Source organism: Silvibacterium sp. (genome assembly GCF_047605705.1).
Classification (GTDB): domain Bacteria; phylum Acidobacteriota; class Terriglobia; order Terriglobales; family Acidobacteriaceae; genus Silvibacterium.
Window position 1 is genome coordinate 1 of record NZ_JASGFD010000045.1, and the last position, 18,680, is coordinate 18,680.

The 18,680-nt window shown below is 61.7% G+C and carries 13 protein-coding genes and 1 pseudogene; 10 read left to right on the forward strand and 4 right to left on the reverse strand.

Annotated features, from left to right (window positions below; all coding sequences use genetic code 11):
- From QM649_RS15270 to QM649_RS15285, 4 genes and pseudogenes are all read left to right on the forward strand, one after another.
- Positions 1-622: pseudogene (locus tag QM649_RS15270) on the forward strand (glycoside hydrolase family 27 protein); the annotation flags it as partial.
- A gap of 33 nt (positions 623-655) precedes the next feature.
- Positions 656-3,430, forward strand: coding sequence for a DUF5695 domain-containing protein (locus tag QM649_RS15275; RefSeq protein ID WP_415199921.1), 2,775 nt, complete (start codon positions 656-658; stop codon positions 3,428-3,430).
- Between the two features lie 241 nt (positions 3,431-3,671).
- Positions 3,672-6,032, forward strand: a complete 2,361-nt coding sequence (locus tag QM649_RS15280; RefSeq protein ID WP_415199922.1) for a prolyl oligopeptidase family serine peptidase — start codon at positions 3,672-3,674, stop codon at positions 6,030-6,032.
- Positions 6,029-7,954, forward strand: a complete 1,926-nt coding sequence (locus QM649_RS15285) for a glycoside hydrolase family 127 protein (protein ID WP_415199923.1) — start codon at positions 6,029-6,031, stop codon at positions 7,952-7,954. Before QM649_RS15280 ends, QM649_RS15285 begins: the two co-directional genes overlap by 4 nt.
- Before the next feature lie 4 nt (positions 7,955-7,958).
- Here the strand turns inward: QM649_RS15285 and QM649_RS15290 are convergent, their stop codons facing one another.
- Together QM649_RS15290 and QM649_RS15295 are read right to left on the reverse strand one after the other, a co-directional pair.
- Positions 7,959-9,092 carry a glutathionylspermidine synthase family protein gene (locus QM649_RS15290; RefSeq protein ID WP_415199924.1) on the reverse strand — a complete coding sequence of 378 codons (1,134 nt, stop codon included), beginning with the start codon at positions 9,090-9,092 and terminating at the stop codon, positions 7,959-7,961.
- Positions 9,092-9,481, reverse strand: coding sequence for a hypothetical protein (locus QM649_RS15295; protein WP_415199925.1), 390 nt, complete (start codon positions 9,479-9,481; stop codon positions 9,092-9,094). The genes QM649_RS15290 and QM649_RS15295 overlap by 1 nt, the downstream gene beginning before the upstream one ends.
- A 138-nt stretch (positions 9,482-9,619) precedes the next feature.
- On the opposite strand from QM649_RS15295, the gene QM649_RS15300 reads away from it, so the two are divergent.
- The gene (locus tag QM649_RS15300) at positions 9,620-9,907 is read left to right on the forward strand and encodes a BrnT family toxin (protein WP_415199926.1); all 288 of its coding nucleotides are present in this window, start codon (positions 9,620-9,622) and stop codon (positions 9,905-9,907) included.
- Positions 9,891-10,256 (forward strand): BrnA antitoxin family protein, encoded by a 366-nt coding sequence (locus tag QM649_RS15305; RefSeq protein WP_415199927.1) that lies wholly within the window; start codon positions 9,891-9,893, stop codon positions 10,254-10,256. The genes QM649_RS15300 and QM649_RS15305 overlap by 17 nt, the downstream gene beginning before the upstream one ends.
- 33 nt (positions 10,257-10,289) lie before the next feature.
- Here QM649_RS15305 and QM649_RS15310 read toward each other — a convergent pair whose 3' ends face one another.
- Together QM649_RS15310 and aceE are read right to left on the reverse strand one after the other, a co-directional pair.
- Positions 10,290-10,811 (reverse strand): hypothetical protein, encoded by a 522-nt coding sequence (locus QM649_RS15310; protein WP_415199928.1) that lies wholly within the window; start codon positions 10,809-10,811, stop codon positions 10,290-10,292.
- Positions 10,812-10,984: 173 nt separating this feature from the next.
- Positions 10,985-13,654: a pyruvate dehydrogenase (acetyl-transferring), homodimeric type gene (aceE, locus tag QM649_RS15315; protein ID WP_415199929.1), complete on the reverse strand. Its 2,670-nt coding sequence runs from the start codon at positions 13,652-13,654 to the stop codon at positions 10,985-10,987.
- Positions 13,655-14,019: 365 nt separating this feature from the next.
- Between aceE and QM649_RS15320 the strand changes: the two genes are divergently transcribed.
- The 4 genes from QM649_RS15320 (at position 14,020) to QM649_RS15335 (ending at position 18,651) form a co-directional block, all read left to right on the forward strand.
- Entirely contained in the window at positions 14,020-14,781 is a 762-nt protein-coding gene (locus QM649_RS15320; RefSeq protein ID WP_415199930.1) for a class I SAM-dependent methyltransferase, read from the forward strand.
- Between the two features lie 151 nt (positions 14,782-14,932).
- Positions 14,933-15,649, forward strand: coding sequence for a 2-C-methyl-D-erythritol 4-phosphate cytidylyltransferase (gene ispD, locus QM649_RS15325; protein ID WP_415199931.1), 717 nt, complete (start codon positions 14,933-14,935; stop codon positions 15,647-15,649).
- Positions 15,650-15,920: 271 nt separating this feature from the next.
- Positions 15,921-16,538, forward strand: a complete 618-nt coding sequence (ispF, locus tag QM649_RS15330; RefSeq protein WP_415199932.1) for a 2-C-methyl-D-erythritol 2,4-cyclodiphosphate synthase — start codon at positions 15,921-15,923, stop codon at positions 16,536-16,538.
- Between the two features lie 259 nt (positions 16,539-16,797).
- Positions 16,798-18,651, forward strand: a complete 1,854-nt coding sequence (locus QM649_RS15335) for a M14 family metallopeptidase (RefSeq protein ID WP_415199933.1) — start codon at positions 16,798-16,800, stop codon at positions 18,649-18,651.
- Positions 18,652-18,680 lie beyond the last annotated feature (29 nt).

The window sequence follows — 18,680 nt, forward strand, 5'->3', positions numbered from 1 at the left end:
CCGTCCGATTGTGCTGAGCCTTTGCCAGTATGGCTGGGAGGCGGTGTGGCGCTGGGGCGGCGATGCGGGTGGCAACCTGTGGCGCACGACCGGCGACATCGAGGACAGCTATGACTCGATGGCGAAGATCGGTTTTGGACAGGCAGGGCTGAGTCCGTTCGCAGGACCCGGCCACTGGAATGACCCCGATATGCTGGAGATCGGCAACGGCGGCATGAAGGATGCGGAGTATCGCACGCACATGAGCCTGTGGTCGCTGCTGGCCGCACCTTTGCTCGCGGGGAATGACCTGACGAAGATGACGCCGGAGACGAAGGCGATCCTGCTCAACAAGGAAGTGATTGCAGTCGATCAGGATGCAGCCGGTCACCAGGGCGACCGCGTGTACACCGAAGGTCCGCTCGAAGTGTGGGCGAAGCCGCTCGCCGACGGCAGCAAGGCTGTCGCGGTTTTCAATCGCTGGACGATGCCGTTGAAGCTCGATGTACCGCTGGAGCGGCTCGGCTTTACCGGCACGGTGCAGGCGCGTGACCTGTGGGCGCATACCGATCTGCCCGCGATGAGCGGAACATGGCACGCAGCGGTGCCTCCGCATGGCGTGGTGATGCTGCGCATCCGGTAATAACTTTCTGTTCTGACTTACGGAGTTACGCACGTGGCCTCTATTTCTCGCCGATCTCTCCTTCACGCCAGCGTCATGCTCGCGCTGGCAGCCTCTTCTGTTCTCGGTGGCGCGCAGGAACACAAGGCTCCGCCGCCGGGGCCGATGTATGCGAGCGATCGCATCACGCTGCAATCGCCTTCGCTGACGCTGAAGCTGCTGTCGTATTCGGGCACGGTCGCGCAGTTGTCGCCACAGTCTGCGCCCACATGGGACTATGCGCCCGGCGACCTGTTGAAGGAGCGCTCGGCTGACACGTTCTATCACCTGGGCGATCTCGATCTGCGCTTCCGCACGAAGGGTGCGACAGAGTGGACGACGGTATCGACGGCGTTCCATCGCGCTCCGGTGAAGGTTCTCAGCTCGAACGAGAAGACGTTTTCAGCGGATGTAACTTCGTCGTTTCCAGAAGGCACGCCGCTCGATGTGGTGCGGACGTGGGCTGTCGAGAACGGCGATGTGACGCTGCACTTCACGCTCACCAATCGCGGAGATCAGGCGCTGGAGTTGGGCGGCATCGGCATGGCGATGGTCTTCAACAACATGATCAACACGCGTACGCTGGAGCAGGCCTACGGTGCGTGCTCGTTTTATGACCCGTATATCGGTGAGGACGCGGGCTACGTTCAGGTGTCTCCGCTGAAGGGCACCGGGCCGGTGCTGCTGGTGGTGCCCGATGGCCACACGCCGCTCGAGGCGTGGAAGCCCATAGGCGACAAGCGCGATCGCAAGACGGGGCTGGGCGAGCTGGGCAACGATCCCGAAGGCCACTGGACGACCTTTGAAGGTTCCTACGACTGGATGGTGAACTCCAAAGCCTACGCGGATACCGATTGGCATGGCGCGCAAGAGTGGAACAATCCCACCGAGCAGACGCTGGCTCCGGGGCAATCTGTAACCGTGGGTGTGCGTTTTCTGGTTGCGCCGGGACTGCGCCAGATCGAGCCGACGCTGGCGGCGCATCGCCGGCCGGTTGCGGTGGGTGTGCCCGGATACATCCTGCCGCAGGATATCGATGCGAAGCTCTTCCTGCGTTATGACAAGCCGGTGAAGTCGATGACGGTCGAGCCTGCGAACGCGATTGCTATCCACGACGACGGCAAGCTGAAGAGCGGACTGCACGCCTACTCGCTCAACGGCAAGACCTGGGGGCGCTCGCGGCTGACGATCACCTACGAAGATGGCACGGTGCAGACGATCGGCTATCGCACGATCAAGCCGGAGCGCGAGACTCTCGCCGATCTTGGGCATTTCCTGTTTAACGACCAATGGTTCGACGACAAGAATGACCCTTTCCATCGCGGACCGTCTGTCATCAGCTATGACAACGAAGCGCATAAGCAGGTGACGCAGGAGCCGCGCGTGTGGATTGCGGGCCTCAGCGATGAAGGTGGTTCGGGCGCATGGCTGGCCTCGGCGATGAAGGAGTATCTCGAGCCGAACAAGGAAGAAGTCGCGAAGCTCGAAGCGTTCGTGAACCAGACCGTGTGGGGGCATCTGCAGGTTGCAGACGGTCCGCAGAAGTATGGCGTGCATAAGAGCCTCTTCTTCTATCAGCCGGACGCGATGCCGAACTTTCAGTACGACAAGGACATCAACTGGAAGAGCTGGACGAGTTGGAACAAGGAAGGTTCGGACGACGTAGGCCGTACCTTCAACTATCCGCACGTTGTGGCTGCATATTGGTCGCTGTATCACGTTGCGCGCAATACGAATGGACTCGCGACGGAGAAGCCGTGGCCGTGGTATCTCGACCAGGCGTATGAGACGACCATCGCCATGCAGACGCAGGCGCCGTACTATCTGCGCTTCGGTCTGATGGAAGGCACAGTGTTTCTGCGGCTGCTCGACGACCTGAAGCATGAGGGCATCGAAGACACGCAGTGGGCGGACAAGGCGACGAAGCTTGAGGCGATGATGCGCGAGCGCGCCGGCATCTGGAAGGATGAGGCGTATCCCTTCGGGAGCGAGATGGCGTGGGATTCGACCGGTCAGGAAGAGGTCTATGACTGGACGAACTACTTCGGCGACAAGGACAAGGCCGAGGTCACACTGAACGCGATCCTCGCCTACGATCCGACGATTCCGAGCTGGGGCTATAACGGTAGCGCGCGCCGCTACTGGGACTTCCTCTACGGTGGCAAGTATCCGCGCGTGGAACGGCAGCTGCATCACTACGGCTCGGGGCTGAACGCGATCCCGCTGCTGGCCGAGTACCGTGCGCATCCGGATGACCTGTACCTGCTGCGCGTGGGCTACGGCGGCGTGATGGGACCGCTGAGCAACATCGATGAGAAGGGCTTTGCCTCGGCGGCGTTTCACTCGTTCCCGGACCGCATGGCCTTTGATCCCTACACCGGCGATTACGGTCCGAACCTATTGGGGCATGCGCTGAACACTGGCGTCTATGTGACTCATGACGAGGCGATGGGATGGCTCAGCTTCGGCGGCAACCTCGCGCAGCATGGAGACACGCTGCACGTCACGGTGCTCGACTCCTCACGCAAGCGTGTCTTCCTTGCACCGGCTGGGCTCTGGATCACGCTCGATGCCGGGCAGATTGCGTCGGTCGACTACGATACGAAGCGGCAGACGGTGCGCGTGCATCTGACGGCGGCTACGGACACGGTGAAGTCGGCGCGCCTGCGCTACGAGGCGACAGCGGGCGGCCATGCGTGGACGATCACGGGCAACTACGGCAAGGACGGCGGCGCGTCCGTGGTTGCACTGGGCAGTGGCGAGACGACGGTCGAGCTGCGGCAGCAGTAGCTTCGAGCACTCCCACGTCTCCGAATCGAGACGTGGGCACCCGATTTTTCCTCGCATGAATCTCCACTCTCCTTGCATGCCGGCGTCTTTGACGCGCCGGCATTTTTTTCGCTTTGACAATGGTGGAAAAGTGTAGTCCACTCGACGTACACGAAATTGTATTTTTAATGCGTTGTGGAGATTGCCGGTGTTCCGTTGTTGCCTTGACTCCCGTTTTCTTGCCGGATTCGTTCTCTCTTCTGTGCTGACCTCTTCGCTGGTCGCGCAGCCTGCTGCGAAGAAGCTTGCGCAGGCCGGCATCAACGAGCCGCCTCCTGCGCCGACGGTCACGCGCGCGGACTTCGAACGCGCACTCGGCATCAACGCGGTGTACCGCAAGGCTGCCGGGCTGCTGCCTGCGCAGGCGGAGTGGATCGAGGGCAGGCAGGGCGCGAATTCGGGCAAGCTGTGGTTTGCGGAGTCGGACGGCACGCAGCACAAGTACATCCTGGTGGATGTCGCGACTGGCCAGCAGAGTGTGCTCGACAACGCGAAGATTGCAGCAGCGATCAGCAAAGGTTTACCCGAGCCGGTGAAGCCCGAAGAGTTGACGCTGCCAAACCTGCACTTCGAAGAAGGCGGCGCGAAATTCAACTTCTTCACCAAACGCGGGCGCTGGAGCTGCACGCTCGCCGATTACGACTGCAAGCAGGACAGCAAGCCGCGCGAGCCTTTTGATTGGTCGCGTGCACCGCAGTTCGACGGCAACGACGTGGAGAAGAGCGTCGTTTCGCCGGATGGCAAGTGGGAAGCGACGATCCAGAACTTTAACGTGTTCATCAAAGCGGCCGGCGACAAGAAGCCTTCCGTGCCGCTGAGCTATGACGGCAGCGAAGGCAACTACTACCAGCGCAAATCGCTGCAGTGGTCGCCGGACTCGCAGCATCTGCTTGCTGTGCGTACGCAGCCGGGGATGCGGCGCATGGTGCACTATGTCGTGTCGTCGCCTGAGAGTCAGCTGCAGCCGATTGCGTCCGAACATTTCTATGCCAAGCCCGGAGATGTGCTCGATCGCGATCAGCCGGTGCTCTTTGCGCCTGCGACGAAGGACGAAATTGTCATCGCGGGTGATCTTTTTCCGAACGCTTTTGAGCTGAGTGATTTCGAATGGCGCAAGGACAGCTCGGAGTTCACTTTCGTCTATAACCAGCGCGGGCATCAGCGGCTGGATGTGCTTGCCGTGGATGCGAAGACCGGCGTGGCGCGGCGTGTGATCGACGAGACAAGCAAGACCTTCATCGAGTACACGGAGCTGAACCCCGAGGCGACGGGCACGGGCAAGTTCTACCGGCATGATATGAACGACGGCCACGAGATTCTGTGGCTCTCGGAGCGCGACGGATGGGCGCATCTCTATCTCTACAACGGCCGCACCGGCCAGCTTGAGAACCAGGTAACGCACGGCGACTGGGTGGTGCGCGGCGTCAACTATGTTGACGAGAAGAATCGCGAGATCTACTTCGAAGCCAGCGGCGTCGACCCCAAAATCGATCCTTACTTCACGCAGGGCTATCGCATCAAGTTCGACGGTACGGGCATGGAGCCTGTGACCGCGGGTGTGGCTGCGATGGAGCCCGCAAACCATCAGCTTGCGTACTCCGAGGATGGGCAGTATTACACCGACCTCTGGTCGCGTGTGGACCTTGCGCCGGAGCTTGATCTGCGCAAGACGAGCGATGGCAGCTTAGTGGCAACGCTGGCGAAGGGTGACCTGACCGCGCTGAAGGCCGCGGGTTGGATTGCGCCGGATGTCTTCACGGCGAAGGGCCGCGACGGCAAGACCGATATCTGGGGCTTGATCTGGAAACCGGCGAACTTCGATGCGAAGAAGAAGTATCCGGTGGTCGAAGACATTTATGCCGGGCCGCAGGGCTCATTTGTGCCGAAGAACTTCTCGCCGCGCTATGAGGCGCTGACGCAACTGGGCTTCGTGGTGGCGCAGATCGATGGCATGGGCACGAACAACCGCTCGAAGGCCTTCCACGATGTTGCGTTTCAGAATTTGAAGGACGGCGGCTTTGCTGATCGCATCCTGTGGCACCAGGCCGCGGCGAAGCAGTATCCCTGGTATGACGACACGCGCGTGGGCATCTTCGGCACCTCGGCCGGTGGCCAGAATGCGCTGGCGGCGCTGCTCTTTCATCCCGAGTTCTACAAGGCAGCCGTGGCCAACAGCGGATCGCACGATAACCGCATGGACAAGATCTGGTGGAACGAGCAGTGGATGGGTTGGCCGCTCGGTCCGCAGTATGCAGCGTCCTCGAACGTAGACAACGCGTGGCGTCTGCAGGGACGTCTGTTGTTGGTGATGGGTGAGATGGACACGAACGTGGACCCCTCGACTACCATGCAGGTAGCGAATGCCCTGATCAAGGCAAACAAGGATTTTGAGTTTCTTGATGTGCCGGGCGGCGGCCACGGCGCGGGCGGTGAGTATGGCCAGCATCGCCTGATGGACTTCTTTCTTCGCTCGCTCACGAGCGCAACCACTGTGAATTGGAACGATACTCCCGCGCCTTCCGATCAGCCTGGCGCGACTACGGCAAAGGAACTGACACGATGAAGACGATCAACTTTACCCGCAGGGGATTCCTCACCAGCGCTGTCGCCGCAAGCGGCGCCGCGCTGCTCGAACGCAGCGCGGCTGCACAGAAGGCGGCGAAGGCCGTCGGGCCGGACGTGGCGACAAAGGACCTCATCGCGTCGTCCGTCGAGAAGGTGCAGTGGAAGACGCAGCCTTTTCCGATGACCGATGTTCGTCTGCTGCCAAGCGAGTGGAAGGACATGATGGAGCTGAATCGTGGCTTCCTCTATTCCATTCCGAATGACCGCCTCGCGTATAACTTCCGCGTAACCGCAGGTCTTGAGACGGATGCGACGCCGCTGGGTGGATGGGAGGCTCCGGACTGTGAGCTGCGTGGCCATTACGTGGGCCACTATCTCTCGGGCTGTGCGCTGCTCTATGCGAGCACCGGCGACACCGACATTCGCGATAAGGCGAACGCTCTGGTAGTAATGCTTGCGGAGACGCAGTCGAAGAACGGCTATCTCGGTGCGTATCCCGAGAAGTTTTACGACCGCCTGCGCACGCATGAGCATGTGTGGGCGCCCTTCTACACGTACCACAAGATCATGGCAGGCCTGGTGGACATGTACGAGCACACCGGCAACCAGCAAGCGCTCGAGATGGCCGAGAGCATGGCCGATTGGGCCATCGCGTACAGCAAGCCTTTCAGCGACGAGGACTGGCAGAAGGTGCTGCTGGTGGAGCATGGCGGCATGAACGAGGTTTCATTCAACCTGTACGCGATCACCGGCAAGACGAAGTATCGCGACCTGGGCTATCGCTTTGAGCATCACAAGATCTTCGATCCGCTGGCAGAAGGCAAGGACGAGCTGGGGGGCAATCACTCGAACACGAATATTCCTAAGGTGATTGGTGCCGCTCGCGGTTACGAATTAACCGGCGACGAGCGCTACAACAAAATCGCGCGGAACTTCTATCGCGAGGTGACCGAGCACCACGCATACTGTACCGGCGGCACCAGCAACGGCGAGTTCTGGCAGAAGCCGGATGAGATTTCGACCCAGCTTGGCCCTGCGGCGCAGGAGTGCTGTTGCAGCTACAACATGATGAAGCTGGCTCGTCATCTCTTCGGGCAGGAGCCCGATGCGGCGCACTTCGATTATTACGAACGGATGCTCTTCAATGTCCGCGCGGGCACGCAGGATCGTAACGGCATGCTGATGTATTACGTGCCGCTGCAGGCCGGCATGTACAAGACCTTCGGCACGCAGTATGACGCCTTCTGGTGCTGCACGGGCACCGGCAGCGAGGAGTACTCGAAGCTGAACGACTCGATCTACTTCCATGACGACAATGCGGTCTTCGTGAATCTCTACGTGCCTTCAAAGCTCGACTGGAAAGAGCGCGGCCTCAAGCTTGAGCAGACCTCGAAGTTCCCCGAGGACGAGAAGATTACCTTCAAGATCACGGGCGCGCCGAGCAAGACGACTGCGCTGAAGTTCCGCATCCCCTACTGGGCGACGAAGGATGTGGCGATCCGCGTGAACGGTACGCCGGTGACGGCAACGATGACGCCTTCGAGCTATGTCGCCGTCGAGCATGACTGGAAGGTGGGCGATGCGATCGAAGTGGCTCTGCCGCTGACGCTGCACATCAACTATGCGAACGACGACAAGACGGTGCAGGCGGCGATGTACGGGCCGATGGTGCTGGCCGTGACACTCGGCACCGAGGATCTGACGACCGGTATGATCTATGCGAGTAACGGCCCGTCGGGACCGGATGGTTTCCCGATGCCGCACATTCGCAGCGAAGGCATCTGGTTCGAGCAGGCCGAGGCGAACGAGCGCTATTCGATCCGCTTCAAGAGCAAGGGTAATGGCGTGCAGCATACGCTGGTGCCGCTCAAGGATATCTATGATGAGCGGTACTCGACGTATGTGAAGAACTACGCGTAAAGATTCACTCGCGAAATAAGTGCGGTACAAAGCGGCTGGTGTTGGTGACGATGAGTCCGTCGGACTCGCGTACACCGATGCCGGCCGCTTCGCCGTCGATGAGCCAGCTGCCGAGAATGGCGCGTGTTGAGCCGGATGCGGCGAGATCGACATACTGCTGCCACACGTAGCCCTGCGCGCCGTACTCGCCGCCGGTCGCGTCCATGGTGATGCCTTCGCGCACGATCGAGATGTTGGCGCCTTCGCGTCCGAGGATGGGCTTGCGCGCATACGACGTCAGTTCGCGTGGCCCGTCGAGATACGCAGGCGCCAGCAGTTCGTGGCCAGGAAAGAGCTCCCACAGAACGGCGAGCAGCGCTTTGTTCGACCACAGCATCTTCCATGCCGGCTCAATCCATTGCACAGGTTCGGCCGTCTCGAAGACGTGATCGGCGAAGCTGTCCGTGAGCAGCCACTCCCACGGGTAGAGCTTGAAGATGCTGCGCATCGGGCGATCCTCGAGATCGACGAAGGTACGTTCTTTTGCCTTCCAGCCGATGTCACGCATGAGCAGCGCCTCGGTGCGAATATCTGCCTGATGCGCAGTGTCGCGCAGGTAAGTGACGGTAATGCGGTCTTCCTCGGCTGGATCGTGGACGAAGTACAGCGGATCGGCGACGTACGGTTTGAGGTCGCGCCACTTGGCGACGAGCTTCTCGTGGATGGAATTGAACTGGTCGGCATCAGGGAACTTGTCCAGCAGCCAATACCACTGCGTCACTGAAGCTTCGAGCAGCGACGTCGGCGTGTCGGCGTTATATTCGAGCAGCTTAAGATTACGGCCATCGAAGGCAAGATCCATGCGGCCGTAGAGAGCGGGCGGCTCGTTCTGCCATGTTTCACGAATGAGGGGGATGGCGCGCTCGGGAATGCGCATCTCGGCAAAGCGATTGTGCTCGAGGATGTGGTCGCCGGCGGCAAGGCACAGGCGCTGGAGTTCGTGCGTGGCCGCCTCGATGCGATCGACCTCAGCTGAGGTGAACTCCCAGTAGGCGGACTCGTCCCAGTATTTCTGGCTAGTGAACGAGTGAAATGTAAGGCCGGTGCTTTCGACTTTGCTCTGCCAGCCGGGGCGTGGAAGGGTGCTGTGCCGGCGCATTACTCGCCGCCGCCTCCACCATGGCCCCCGCCGTCACCACCTTCACCGCCCTCACCTCCGCCGTGGCCGAATCCGCCACGGGAGACGACTTCCACTCCGGGGGCAGGCGTGGGACTACTGCCGAAAACGGTGTCGCCGACATTTTCGCCGCTGGAGCCGCCATAGACCCAGCGATAGCCGCCGGTATATCCTCCACCGCTGCCGCTTCCGGCATAGGAGCCTCCAGCGCCGCCGTTCTGCGGCTGCTGGCATTTCTGGTCAGGGACGATATGGTTCTGCGCGTCGACGCAGTTGCGGACTTCCTTCGGGCGGTCGTCGCATCCGGTGGCGGCGCCGGTGAGCGCGAGTGTTGCGAGCAGGGTGAGCGGAACGTGCGAACTCTTACGCATGGTCTCGGGAGGGTCGTTTTCATGCTGAACGCTTCCGGGCGGGATTGCAATCCATTTTCGGGAAAACCCCTGAGCAGGCCGATATTCTGTACGAAAATGTACGTACAATTATGTATGCTCTAGCCCGAGAGGCAAGGCATGCCAAGTTATGAGTGGGACGAAAGGAAGAACGAAAGCAACCGGCACAAGCACGGTATCGGATTTGAGCTGGCTGTGGAGGTTTTTGATGACCCCATGGCAAGGAGCGCCCATGATCGCGTCGTCGATGGAGAGGAGCGCTGGCAGACCATCGGCATGGTGCGAGGTGTGATGCTCCTGCTGGTTGCGCACACTGTGCGCGAGGAGGATGGCGCCGAGTTGGTTCGGTTGATCTCGGCGAGAAAGGCTACGCGGGGCGAGTGGAGGGTCTATGAAGAAGGCGAGTAAGGCGGAAACGAGAATCGTGCGTTGGGATTCGCAGCCTGGAAGAAAGCTCAGCAAGGCGGAACGCGTCGAGCTTGAGAAGCTGGCGGCATTACCGGATAGAGGGATCGATACCTCCGATGCACCGGAGCTTCCGGCTGAGGTGTGGCGTAATGCAGCGGTGGGGAAGTTTTATCGACCCGTGAAGCGGCCTGTGACGATGCGGTTGGATGCGGATGTCATCGATTGGCTCAAGCAGAAGGCTGGGCCGAACGGACGCGGGTATCAGACGGCGGCGAACCGTCTGCTTCGGGCGAAGATGCTCGCGGAGATGCGTGGGGCGGGAAAGCGGGCAGGCGCAGCGAAAGCATAACGTCCGGAGGAAGCGTTTAAGTACTGGCGTTCATCAATTCACCAGGCTTAGCCCGTTGTGAGCACGCGGGCCGCCGATTTCAATGCCCGGAAACTTGCGGTAGATGGCGTCGACGATCTGCCGGCATTCGGCTTCGGTGAGGCCGGGCATAAGGCAGTGGAAGGTCCATCCCTGCGTGGCGTAGAGGCCGGATGGGCGCTCGGTGAGGCCCTCGGAGTATCCGATGGCGTCGAGCGATGCAGGCTCGAAAGCCAGCTGGTTATTGATCGATTCGCCGAGATCTCCGTTGGCTGCGATGAGGTCGCGCGTCACCTGCAGCAGCGTCTTGTCGCTGCCGAGCCAGGTGGCTGTCGCAAGGAGCGCGAGAACTCCGGCACAGAACCATGCCGCAAGATCGAATGAGCCAGCCAGCTGCCAGATGAGGGGCGCAAGGAAGAGCAGCAGCAGGCAGTAGGTGATCCATCGCGGACGCTGGATGAGCAGGAACTGGATCTCGTCCGCGGTTTCAATGGTGCGGATGGCTCTTTGGGGAAATAGTCTCATCTGCTTGCCCATTCCGTTTTTCCTTTCCCACCCAGGCGGAGCCTGATAGGGCACCCGTATCCTCGCTGATGAAGAGAACCGCAGGTCCCTCGACTCGCTGTGCTCGCTCGGGATGACAGCTTGTTTGCAGACACGAAGAGCGCCTGCTTTCACAGGCGCTCTTCGTGTCGTGTTCATGATGCGATCTAGGCCTTGGCGGCGTCGATCTTTTCGGTGTCGATGCCGAGTTCGGCGAAGGCGGCCTGGGCCTTCTTCGCGTCGAACTTGCCGTCGCGCGCCAGCTTCGAGAGCGTGGCGGCCACGATCGACGGGGCATCCACTTCGAAGTGACGACGCAGGTGCTCGCGGTTGTCCGAGCGGCCGAAGCCGTCGGTGCCGAGCGTTACGAGGCGATCGAGCAGCCAGGGCGCGAGCGAGTCGGGAATCGACTTCATGTAGTCCGAAGCCGCGATGATCGGACCCTTCGCGCCACCGAGTGCTTCGATGACGTAGGGCTTCTTCGCCGGCTCAGCCGGATGCAGGCGGTTCCAGCGCTCGACGGAGAGGGCGTCACGACGCAGCTCGTTGTAGCTGGTCACGCTCCATACGTCGGCCTGCACGCCGTATTTCTCGGCGAGAATGGCCTGCGCCTTCACCACTTCGTTGAGGATGGGGCCAGAGCCGAACAACTGTGCGGTAGCCTTGCCCTTGGGCGCGGCCTGGAGCTTGTAAATGCCGCGGATGATGCCTTCCTGCGAGCCCTCGGGCATGGCCGGCATGGCGTAGTCTTCGTTGTACATGGTGATGTAGTAGAAGACCTGCTCATTGTCCTGGTACATGCGCTTGATGCCGCTCTGCACGATGGTGGCCAGCTCGTAGACGTAGGCCGGATCGTAGCTGAGGCAGGTGGGCACGGTCGACGACAGCACATGGCTGTGTCCGTCCTGGTGCTGGAGACCCTCGCCGAGCATGGTGGTGCGTCCGGCGGTGCCACCCATCAGGAAGCCCTTGCCGCGCGAGTCAGCGAAGGCCCACACCATGTCCCCGATGCGCTGGAAGCCGAACATCGAGTAGTACATGTAGAAGGGAATCGTCGGGACGCGGAAGTTGGCGTAGGCGGTGCCTGCGGCGGTGAACGACGCGAGCGAACCGGCCTCGGTGATGCCCTCTTCCAGAATCTGACCGTCCTTTTCCTCGCGGTAGGAGAGCAGCATGTCGGAGTCGTGCGGGGTGTACTTCTGGCCTTCGGGCGCGTAGATGCCGACTTGGCGGATGGCCGACTCGAGGCCGAAGGTGCGGCCTTCATCGGGCACGATGGGCACGACGAGCTTGCCGAATACCGGGTCCTTGAGCAGGTGGCGCAGGATCGAGACGAAGCCCATGGTGGTCGAGACTTCGCGGCCCTTCGAGCCGCCGATCCACTCCCCGTAGTAGTCGAGAGCGGGCGCGGTGAAGTTCAGCTCAGGCACGGTGCGCTTGGGCAGATAGCCGCCCAGTTCAGCGCGGCGTGCCTGGAGGTACTCGATCTCCGGCGCGTTCGCTTCCGGCTTCCACGGCTTGCCGGCCTTGGCCTGCTCCTCGGGAATGGGAATGTTGAACTGCTTGATGAAGGCAGTGACGCCGTCATCGGTCAGCTTCTTTTCCTGGTGCGAGGCGTTGCGGGCCTGCGTGGTGCCCAGGCCGTAGCCCTTGACGGTCTTCGCGAGGATGACGGTCGGGCTGCCGGTGTGCTCAATGGCGCGCTTGTAGGCGTTGTAGATCTTGAGCGGATCGTGGCCGCCGCGATGCAGGGCATAGAGTTCGTCGTCAGAGTAATCCTCGACCAGCTTGAGCAGCTCGGGATACTTGCCGAAGAAGTGCTCGCGCAGATAGGCGCCGCCCTTGGCCTTGTAGGCCTGGTAGTCGCCGTCGACGCACTCTTCCATGCGCTTAAGCAGCAGGCCCTGGTGGTCGCGCTCAAAGAGCTTGTCCCAGTCCGAGCCCCAGATGACCTTGATGACGTTCCAGCCGGCGCCGCGGAAGACGCCTTCGAGCTCGTCGATGATGCGCTTGTTGCCGCTGACCGGGCCGTCGAGGCGCTGCAGGTTGCAGTTGACCACGAAGATCAGGTTGTCGAGCTTTTCGCGCGTGGCGATGGGCAGTGCACCGAGGGTGTCGACTTCGCCCGTCTCTCCGTCACCGACAAAAGCCCAGACCTTGCGGTTGGTCTTCTCGATGAGGCCGCGGTTTTCGAGGTAGTGCATGAAGCGCGCCTGGTAGATGGCGTTCAGCGGGCCGATGCCCATCGAAACCGTGGGGAAGCGCCAGAAATCGGGCATGAGCCAGGGGTGCGGATAGGACGAGAGTCCCGGCGTGTCGCGCAACTCGTGGCGGAAGTTCCTGAGATGGTCGTCGGTCAGGCGGCCTTCGAGGTAGGCACGGGAGTAGACACCCGGCGAGGCATGGCCCTGGAAGTAGACGAAATCGCCCGGCTGGCCGTTGTAGTCGGCGCGGAAGAAGTGGTTGAAACCAACCTCAAGCAGGGTGGCCAGCGACGAGTAGGTGGAGATATGTCCACCGATGCCGGCATCCTTCTTGTTCTGGCCGTGCACCATGGCCATGGCATTCCAGCGGATGATGGCCTCGAGGCGCCGCTCGATGTCGCGGTTGCCGGGATAAGGCTCTTCTTCGTGCTTGGGAATGGTGTTGAGGTAGGGGGTGGTGATCTCGCTGGTCGCCGTCACTCCGGCTTCACGCGCGCGGCGGCGGAGAGCATTGAGCAGCTCCGCGCCTTGTTCTGGGCCTTCGCCGACTACGACTTCGTCGAAGGCTTCAATCCACTCCTGGACTTCGCGAAGGAAGTCCGGCTGAACGGGAATTTCTGCTTTTGTGCTCATAAGGGAAATCCGCTTTCACGGAACTTTTTAGTATACCCATTTCGCATGGGGGCGAACCGCCTTCCGGGGACTGGCCATTCCGGCATTTCGCCTTCAGCCTCCCGCTCCCGTTGGTCGCGATCCGGGATCGGAGGGATCCGGATCTCACGCAAATCCTGACGGTGGCCCATCCAAGCCTGCCGCTGGCTTGAGTGGGGGACACCCTGGGTCTCGATTTTGAGGCCCGGGAAGAAGAAACTGCAGGTTCCTCCACGGAGCGAGACGGCATGACCACCTCGGGTGTGGCGGCGATCCCGGCCGGAATGACAAACCATTGGGGGCGCAGAGAAAATACAGACACTCGAGGGAGTGAAGGAGAAGACGCAATGCAGCACGAGAAGACCATTACCCAGAGCTTCAGCCCGCAGGCTTCGGCTTACCTGACCAGCACGGCGCATGCCACCGGACGCGACCTGGAGGTGCTGTCGGAGCTGATCGCCGGGACCCCGGGAGCGAAGGTGCTGGATCTTGGCTGCGGCGCGGGCCATGCCACCTATGCGGCGGCCCGGTCGGCGGCGGAGGTGGTCGCCTATGACCTGACCGACTCGATGCTGCGGGTGGTCGAAAAGACAGCAGGCGAGCGAGGATTGACGAACGTGCGCACGGTGCAGGGCTCGGCCGAGCGGCTGCCCTTCGCGGATGCGAGCTTCGACTGGGTGGTGAGCCGTTACAGCGCGCACCACTGGCGGAACGTCCCGGCGGCGATGGCCGAGCTGGCGCGGGTGCTGAAGCCGGGAGGCCAGGTATGCCTGATCGACGTGGCCGGAGGGCCGGAACCGCTGGCCGATACCCATCTCCAGTCCATCGAGGTGCTGCGCGATCCCTCGCACGTACGCGACTACACGGAGCCGGAATGGCTGCGCTTTCTCGCCACGGTTTCGCTTCCCGCCGAGGTGAGCCTGCGCTGGAGGCTGCCGATCGAGTTCGGGTCCTGGGTGACGCGCATGAGCACGCCGCCGGGCCGGGTCGCGGCCATCCATGAAATATGGAAGGGTGCACCTGCAGAGGTGCGCGAGCACTATGCGGCGCAGGCCGATGGCTCGTTCGAGATGGACGTGATCATGCTGCGGGCGCGCAAGGCAGTCTAAATTGCATTTGTAAAAAAGCTGTGTCATTCCGACCGGAGCAGCCTTTGGCCGCTCCGGTCGGAATGACAAACGTGCTGGGGCAATGATGCGCTGAACCAAATGCGCACATGGAGCCGTCTAACTCTGAGAGAGTTGGTATACTCCAGTCCTTATGCGCGTCTTCGTCATTCTTCCCGCGGCCGGTCTGGGCACGCGGATGGCAGCGGGGCAGGCCGGAGCGGCTCCGAAGCAGTTTCTTGAGCTCGCAGGCACGCCGATCCTGATCCACACGCTGCGGGCCTTTGCCTCGGTGCCTGACGTTGCAGGTATCTATGTGGCTGTGCGGCCGAATGAGGTCGAACGGGTTACCGCACATGTGCACGAATACGGCTTTGCCGGGCGTGTCACGGTAGTGGAAGGTGGAGACAGCCGCCAGGCCAGCGTGGCGAATGCGCTCGCGGCGTTGCCGTCCGAGGCCGACGACATCGTGCTGGTGCATGACGCGGTGCGGCCGCTGATCGATGCGGCAACCATTCAGCGGACGATCCAGGCCGTCGAGAAGCACCATGCGGCGATCGTCGGGCTGCCCGCGGTCGATACCATCAAGCAGGTGGAGCGCACGGCGGACGGCGCGCTCATCACCTCGACGATTCCGCGTGAATATATTGTGCAGGCGCAGACGCCGCAGGGTTTCCGCTATGGGTTGCTGCGCCGCGCCTTTGCTGAGGCTAAGGCCGACGGCTTTGTGGGCACCGACGAAGCCAGCGTGGTGGAGCGCGCCGGAGCGGCCGTGGCCGTGGTTCCGGGCTCGGCGGCGAACTTCAAGATCACCCAGCCGGGCGATCTCGAACTGGCGGAATTCTATCTGGCGCGACGGACGAAGGGATAGGTTCGCGCTCTCCCATGTCTCAGAAGCGAGACATGGGGCACCCGGGTTCGTGCCTGTGCAGGGATTGATGCAGCGCAAAGACGCGAAGCGCGCCAGGAAAAGCCGCAAAGGAAAGGGAATGCATCTTTTCTCTTCTTGTTTTGCGGACTTGGCGTTCTTTGCGTTTTTGCGCTGAAAGCTTTTTGAGCTTCCATCCGGCGGTGTAACTCGCGGGAGCCGTTATCCTGATACGGACAGGGCTGTAACTCGAAGCCCAAGGGACAGGACATAGATGAATATCAGAATTGGATACGGCTGGGACTCGCATGCCTTCAAGCCGGGCGTGCCGCTTAAAATCGGCGGGCTGGCGATCGATCATCCGGAGGGTCTGGCCGGCCACTCCGACGGCGACGTGCTGCTGCATGCGCTCACCGACGCCCTGCTGGGCGCGGTTTCGGCCGGAGATATCGGCACCTTCTTTCCTCCAAGCGATCCACGCTGGAAGAATGCCGACTCGGCGATCTTTCTGAACCTCGCGCTCGAGGAGATTCAGAACGCCGGCTACCGCATCGTGAATACGGACATTACGCTGGTGCTGCTCAAGCCGAAGATCGTGCCGATCGCCGGCGAGATGCGCGAGCATGTGGCCGAGCTGCTGGGCGTGAAGCCCGCGGATGTCAGCATCAAGGCGAAGACCCCCGAGGGCCTCAACGTGGATCACGTGGCCCAGGCGCATGTCGTTGTGCTGCTCGAGAAGGTCGAGGCTCCGCTCGAGCTGAAGAGCATGAGCGAGGTCATCGAAAACCAGAAGCAGCTCGAAGACGTGGTCAAGGACCTCATCAGCCAGGTGCACGGCGTTGAGCCGAAGCGCGTGGTGAAGCCGGTCTTCGACACCGAAGACATCACCTAGGACTGGCCGCGACTTGCCGTCGGGGCGATTGCGCCGCCGGCGTGGGACGCATGGAGGGGCAGGCCTTCTGCCCGCTCCCGTTGGTCGCGATCGAGGCCAGGTATTCGCGGCGGAAACGAATATGGGAGCTCCATCCAGGCTTCGCTTGGGTGGGAGGGGATCTCCTCCTCACCCCATGCGGTACCCGGTGTTTCACGTATCATCAGGCTTTCCGCGCGCAACCATGCATGCGGAAAGCCTGTTTGCATTTGGAGGCAAGATGATGTTGCGCTCGGCTGCTGCTGCGATGTTGGGTGGAGTATTCATGATGGGCGCAGGAGCGTGCTTCGCGCAGTCTGCGAGCGACTGGCAGACGCCTGCGGAGGCTTCGAGCTACACGACGACGCCGGACTACGCGGCGACGATGGACTACCTGCACCGTATCGCCGCTGCAGCTCCTGGCCAGGTGAAGATCGAGCCTTTCGGAGAGACGGGCGAAGGGCGTGAGCTCGAGATCGTGATCGCGTCGAAAGACGGCGAGTTCGACCCAGCAAAATTGCATGCTGCGGGACGGCCGATCGTGCTGGTGCAGAACTCGATCCACGCGGGCGAGATGGACGGCAAGGATGCCTGCCTCGCATTGCTGCGCGACATGGTCATCACCAAGTCGCAGGCCGCGCTGCTGGACAAGGCTGTCTTCGTCTTCATCCCCATCTACAACGCCGACGGGCACGAGCGGCGTTCGGCCTATAACCGCATCAACCAGAATGGCCCCGAGGAGATGGGCTGGCGCGGCAACGGCACGAACATCAATCTGAATCGCGATTACCTCAAGACCGATGCGCCCGAGACACGCGCTTTCATGAAGATGTTCCACACCTGGCTGCCGGATTTCTTCGTGGATGACCACGTGACCGACGGTTCGGACTACCAGTACGACGTGACCTTCACCATCGACGATGGGCCGAATGTGCCGCGCGCGACCGCGCACTGGATCGACGAGACGGTGACGCCGACGCTCGAAAGGGATGTCGATGCGACACCCGGACATCTTGCCTCGCCGACCTACATCACGCTGAATGACGACACCGACCCTGCGAAAGGGCTGGGCTTTAACGACGATCCGCCGCGCTTCTCCACCGGCTACACGATTCTCGAAAACCGCCCGGGTATGCTCGTCGAGCTGCACATGTTAAAGGATTACAAAACGCGGGTAACGGGCAACTACGCTGTCCTGCGCAGCCTGCTGGCTCTGGTGAATCGCGATGCGGCGAAGCTGGTGGAGCTGAACAAGACGGCAGACGCCGAAGCCGAGCATCTGGGCGCGCATCCGCTGGGCAACCAGCAGTTTCCGCTGGCCGTGGGCTGGAATGGGCAGACGACGCCGTTCCTCTTTCGCGGATACAAATACACGCGCCAGCTGAGCGAGGTCTCGGGCACGATGTGGGTGAAGTACTCGCACGAGCCGTGGGATGTTTCGCTGCCGATATCGAGCGGGTTCAAGGTTACGGCCTCGACGACGCCTCCCGCGGCCTACATTATCCCGAGAGAGTGGACGCATGTGATCGATGTGCTTGTCGCGCATCAGGTCGAGGTCCGGCGCACGACGGCTGCGTGGACGGGCAAGGTGGATACCTATCGCTGCAGCGGCATGCAGTGGAATCGCGCTCCCTTTGAGGGGCGGCATCCGATCTTTCCAGGCGAGGGCGCGATGCAGCCCGGCAAATTCGGGCAATGCGATCTTGTCACCGAGACGGTTACATATCCGGCAGGATCGGCGGTGGTGGAGCTGAACCAGCGTCTCTCCAAGGTGGTGCTGGAGTGGCTGGAGCCCGCCGCTCCGGATTCGGCCATGGCGTGGGGCTTCTTCGACCCCATCTTCGAGCAGAAGGAGTATGGCGAAGCCTATGTGCTCGAAAAGCTGGCGCGCGAAATGATGGCGAAGGATCCGAAGATCAAGGATGAATTCGAGCGCAAGGTGCAGGCCGACCCCGTCTTCGCGGCCGACCCCATGGCGCGGTTGGAGTTCTTCTACGAGCACTCGCCCTACTACGCCGCAAACCGCGTGGGCGAGTATCCGGTGGGCCGCCTGCTGAAGGTGGACGGTATTCCGCTGGAACGGGCCGGGCACTGAGGCTGCGTCGCAACGGAAGGTTGTGCCGC

What these genes read in the sequence shown, in the direction of transcription:
- QM649_RS15285 (WP_415199923.1), top strand. Translation starts at nt 6,029, where the DNA reads ATGAAGACGATCAACTTTACCCGCAGGGGATTCCTCACCAGCGCTGTC.
- QM649_RS15290 (WP_415199924.1), bottom strand. Translation starts at nt 9,092, where the DNA reads ATGCGCCGGCACAGCACCCTTCCACGCCCCGGCTGGCAGAGCAAAGTC.
- QM649_RS15295 (WP_415199925.1), bottom strand. Translation starts at nt 9,481, where the DNA reads ATGCGTAAGAGTTCGCACGTTCCGCTCACCCTGCTCGCAACACTCGCG.
- QM649_RS15300 (WP_415199926.1), top strand. Translation starts at nt 9,620, where the DNA reads ATGCCAAGTTATGAGTGGGACGAAAGGAAGAACGAAAGCAACCGGCAC.
- QM649_RS15305 (WP_415199927.1), top strand. Translation starts at nt 9,891, where the DNA reads ATGAAGAAGGCGAGTAAGGCGGAAACGAGAATCGTGCGTTGGGATTCG.
- QM649_RS15310 (WP_415199928.1), bottom strand. Translation starts at nt 10,811, where the DNA reads ATGGGCAAGCAGATGAGACTATTTCCCCAAAGAGCCATCCGCACCATT.
- aceE (WP_415199929.1), bottom strand. Translation starts at nt 13,654, where the DNA reads ATGAGCACAAAAGCAGAAATTCCCGTTCAGCCGGACTTCCTTCGCGAA.
- QM649_RS15320 (WP_415199930.1), top strand. Translation starts at nt 14,020, where the DNA reads ATGCAGCACGAGAAGACCATTACCCAGAGCTTCAGCCCGCAGGCTTCG.
- ispD (WP_415199931.1), top strand. Translation starts at nt 14,933, where the DNA reads ATGCGCGTCTTCGTCATTCTTCCCGCGGCCGGTCTGGGCACGCGGATG.
- ispF (WP_415199932.1), top strand. Translation starts at nt 15,921, where the DNA reads ATGAATATCAGAATTGGATACGGCTGGGACTCGCATGCCTTCAAGCCG.
- QM649_RS15335 (WP_415199933.1), top strand. Translation starts at nt 16,798, where the DNA reads ATGATGTTGCGCTCGGCTGCTGCTGCGATGTTGGGTGGAGTATTCATG.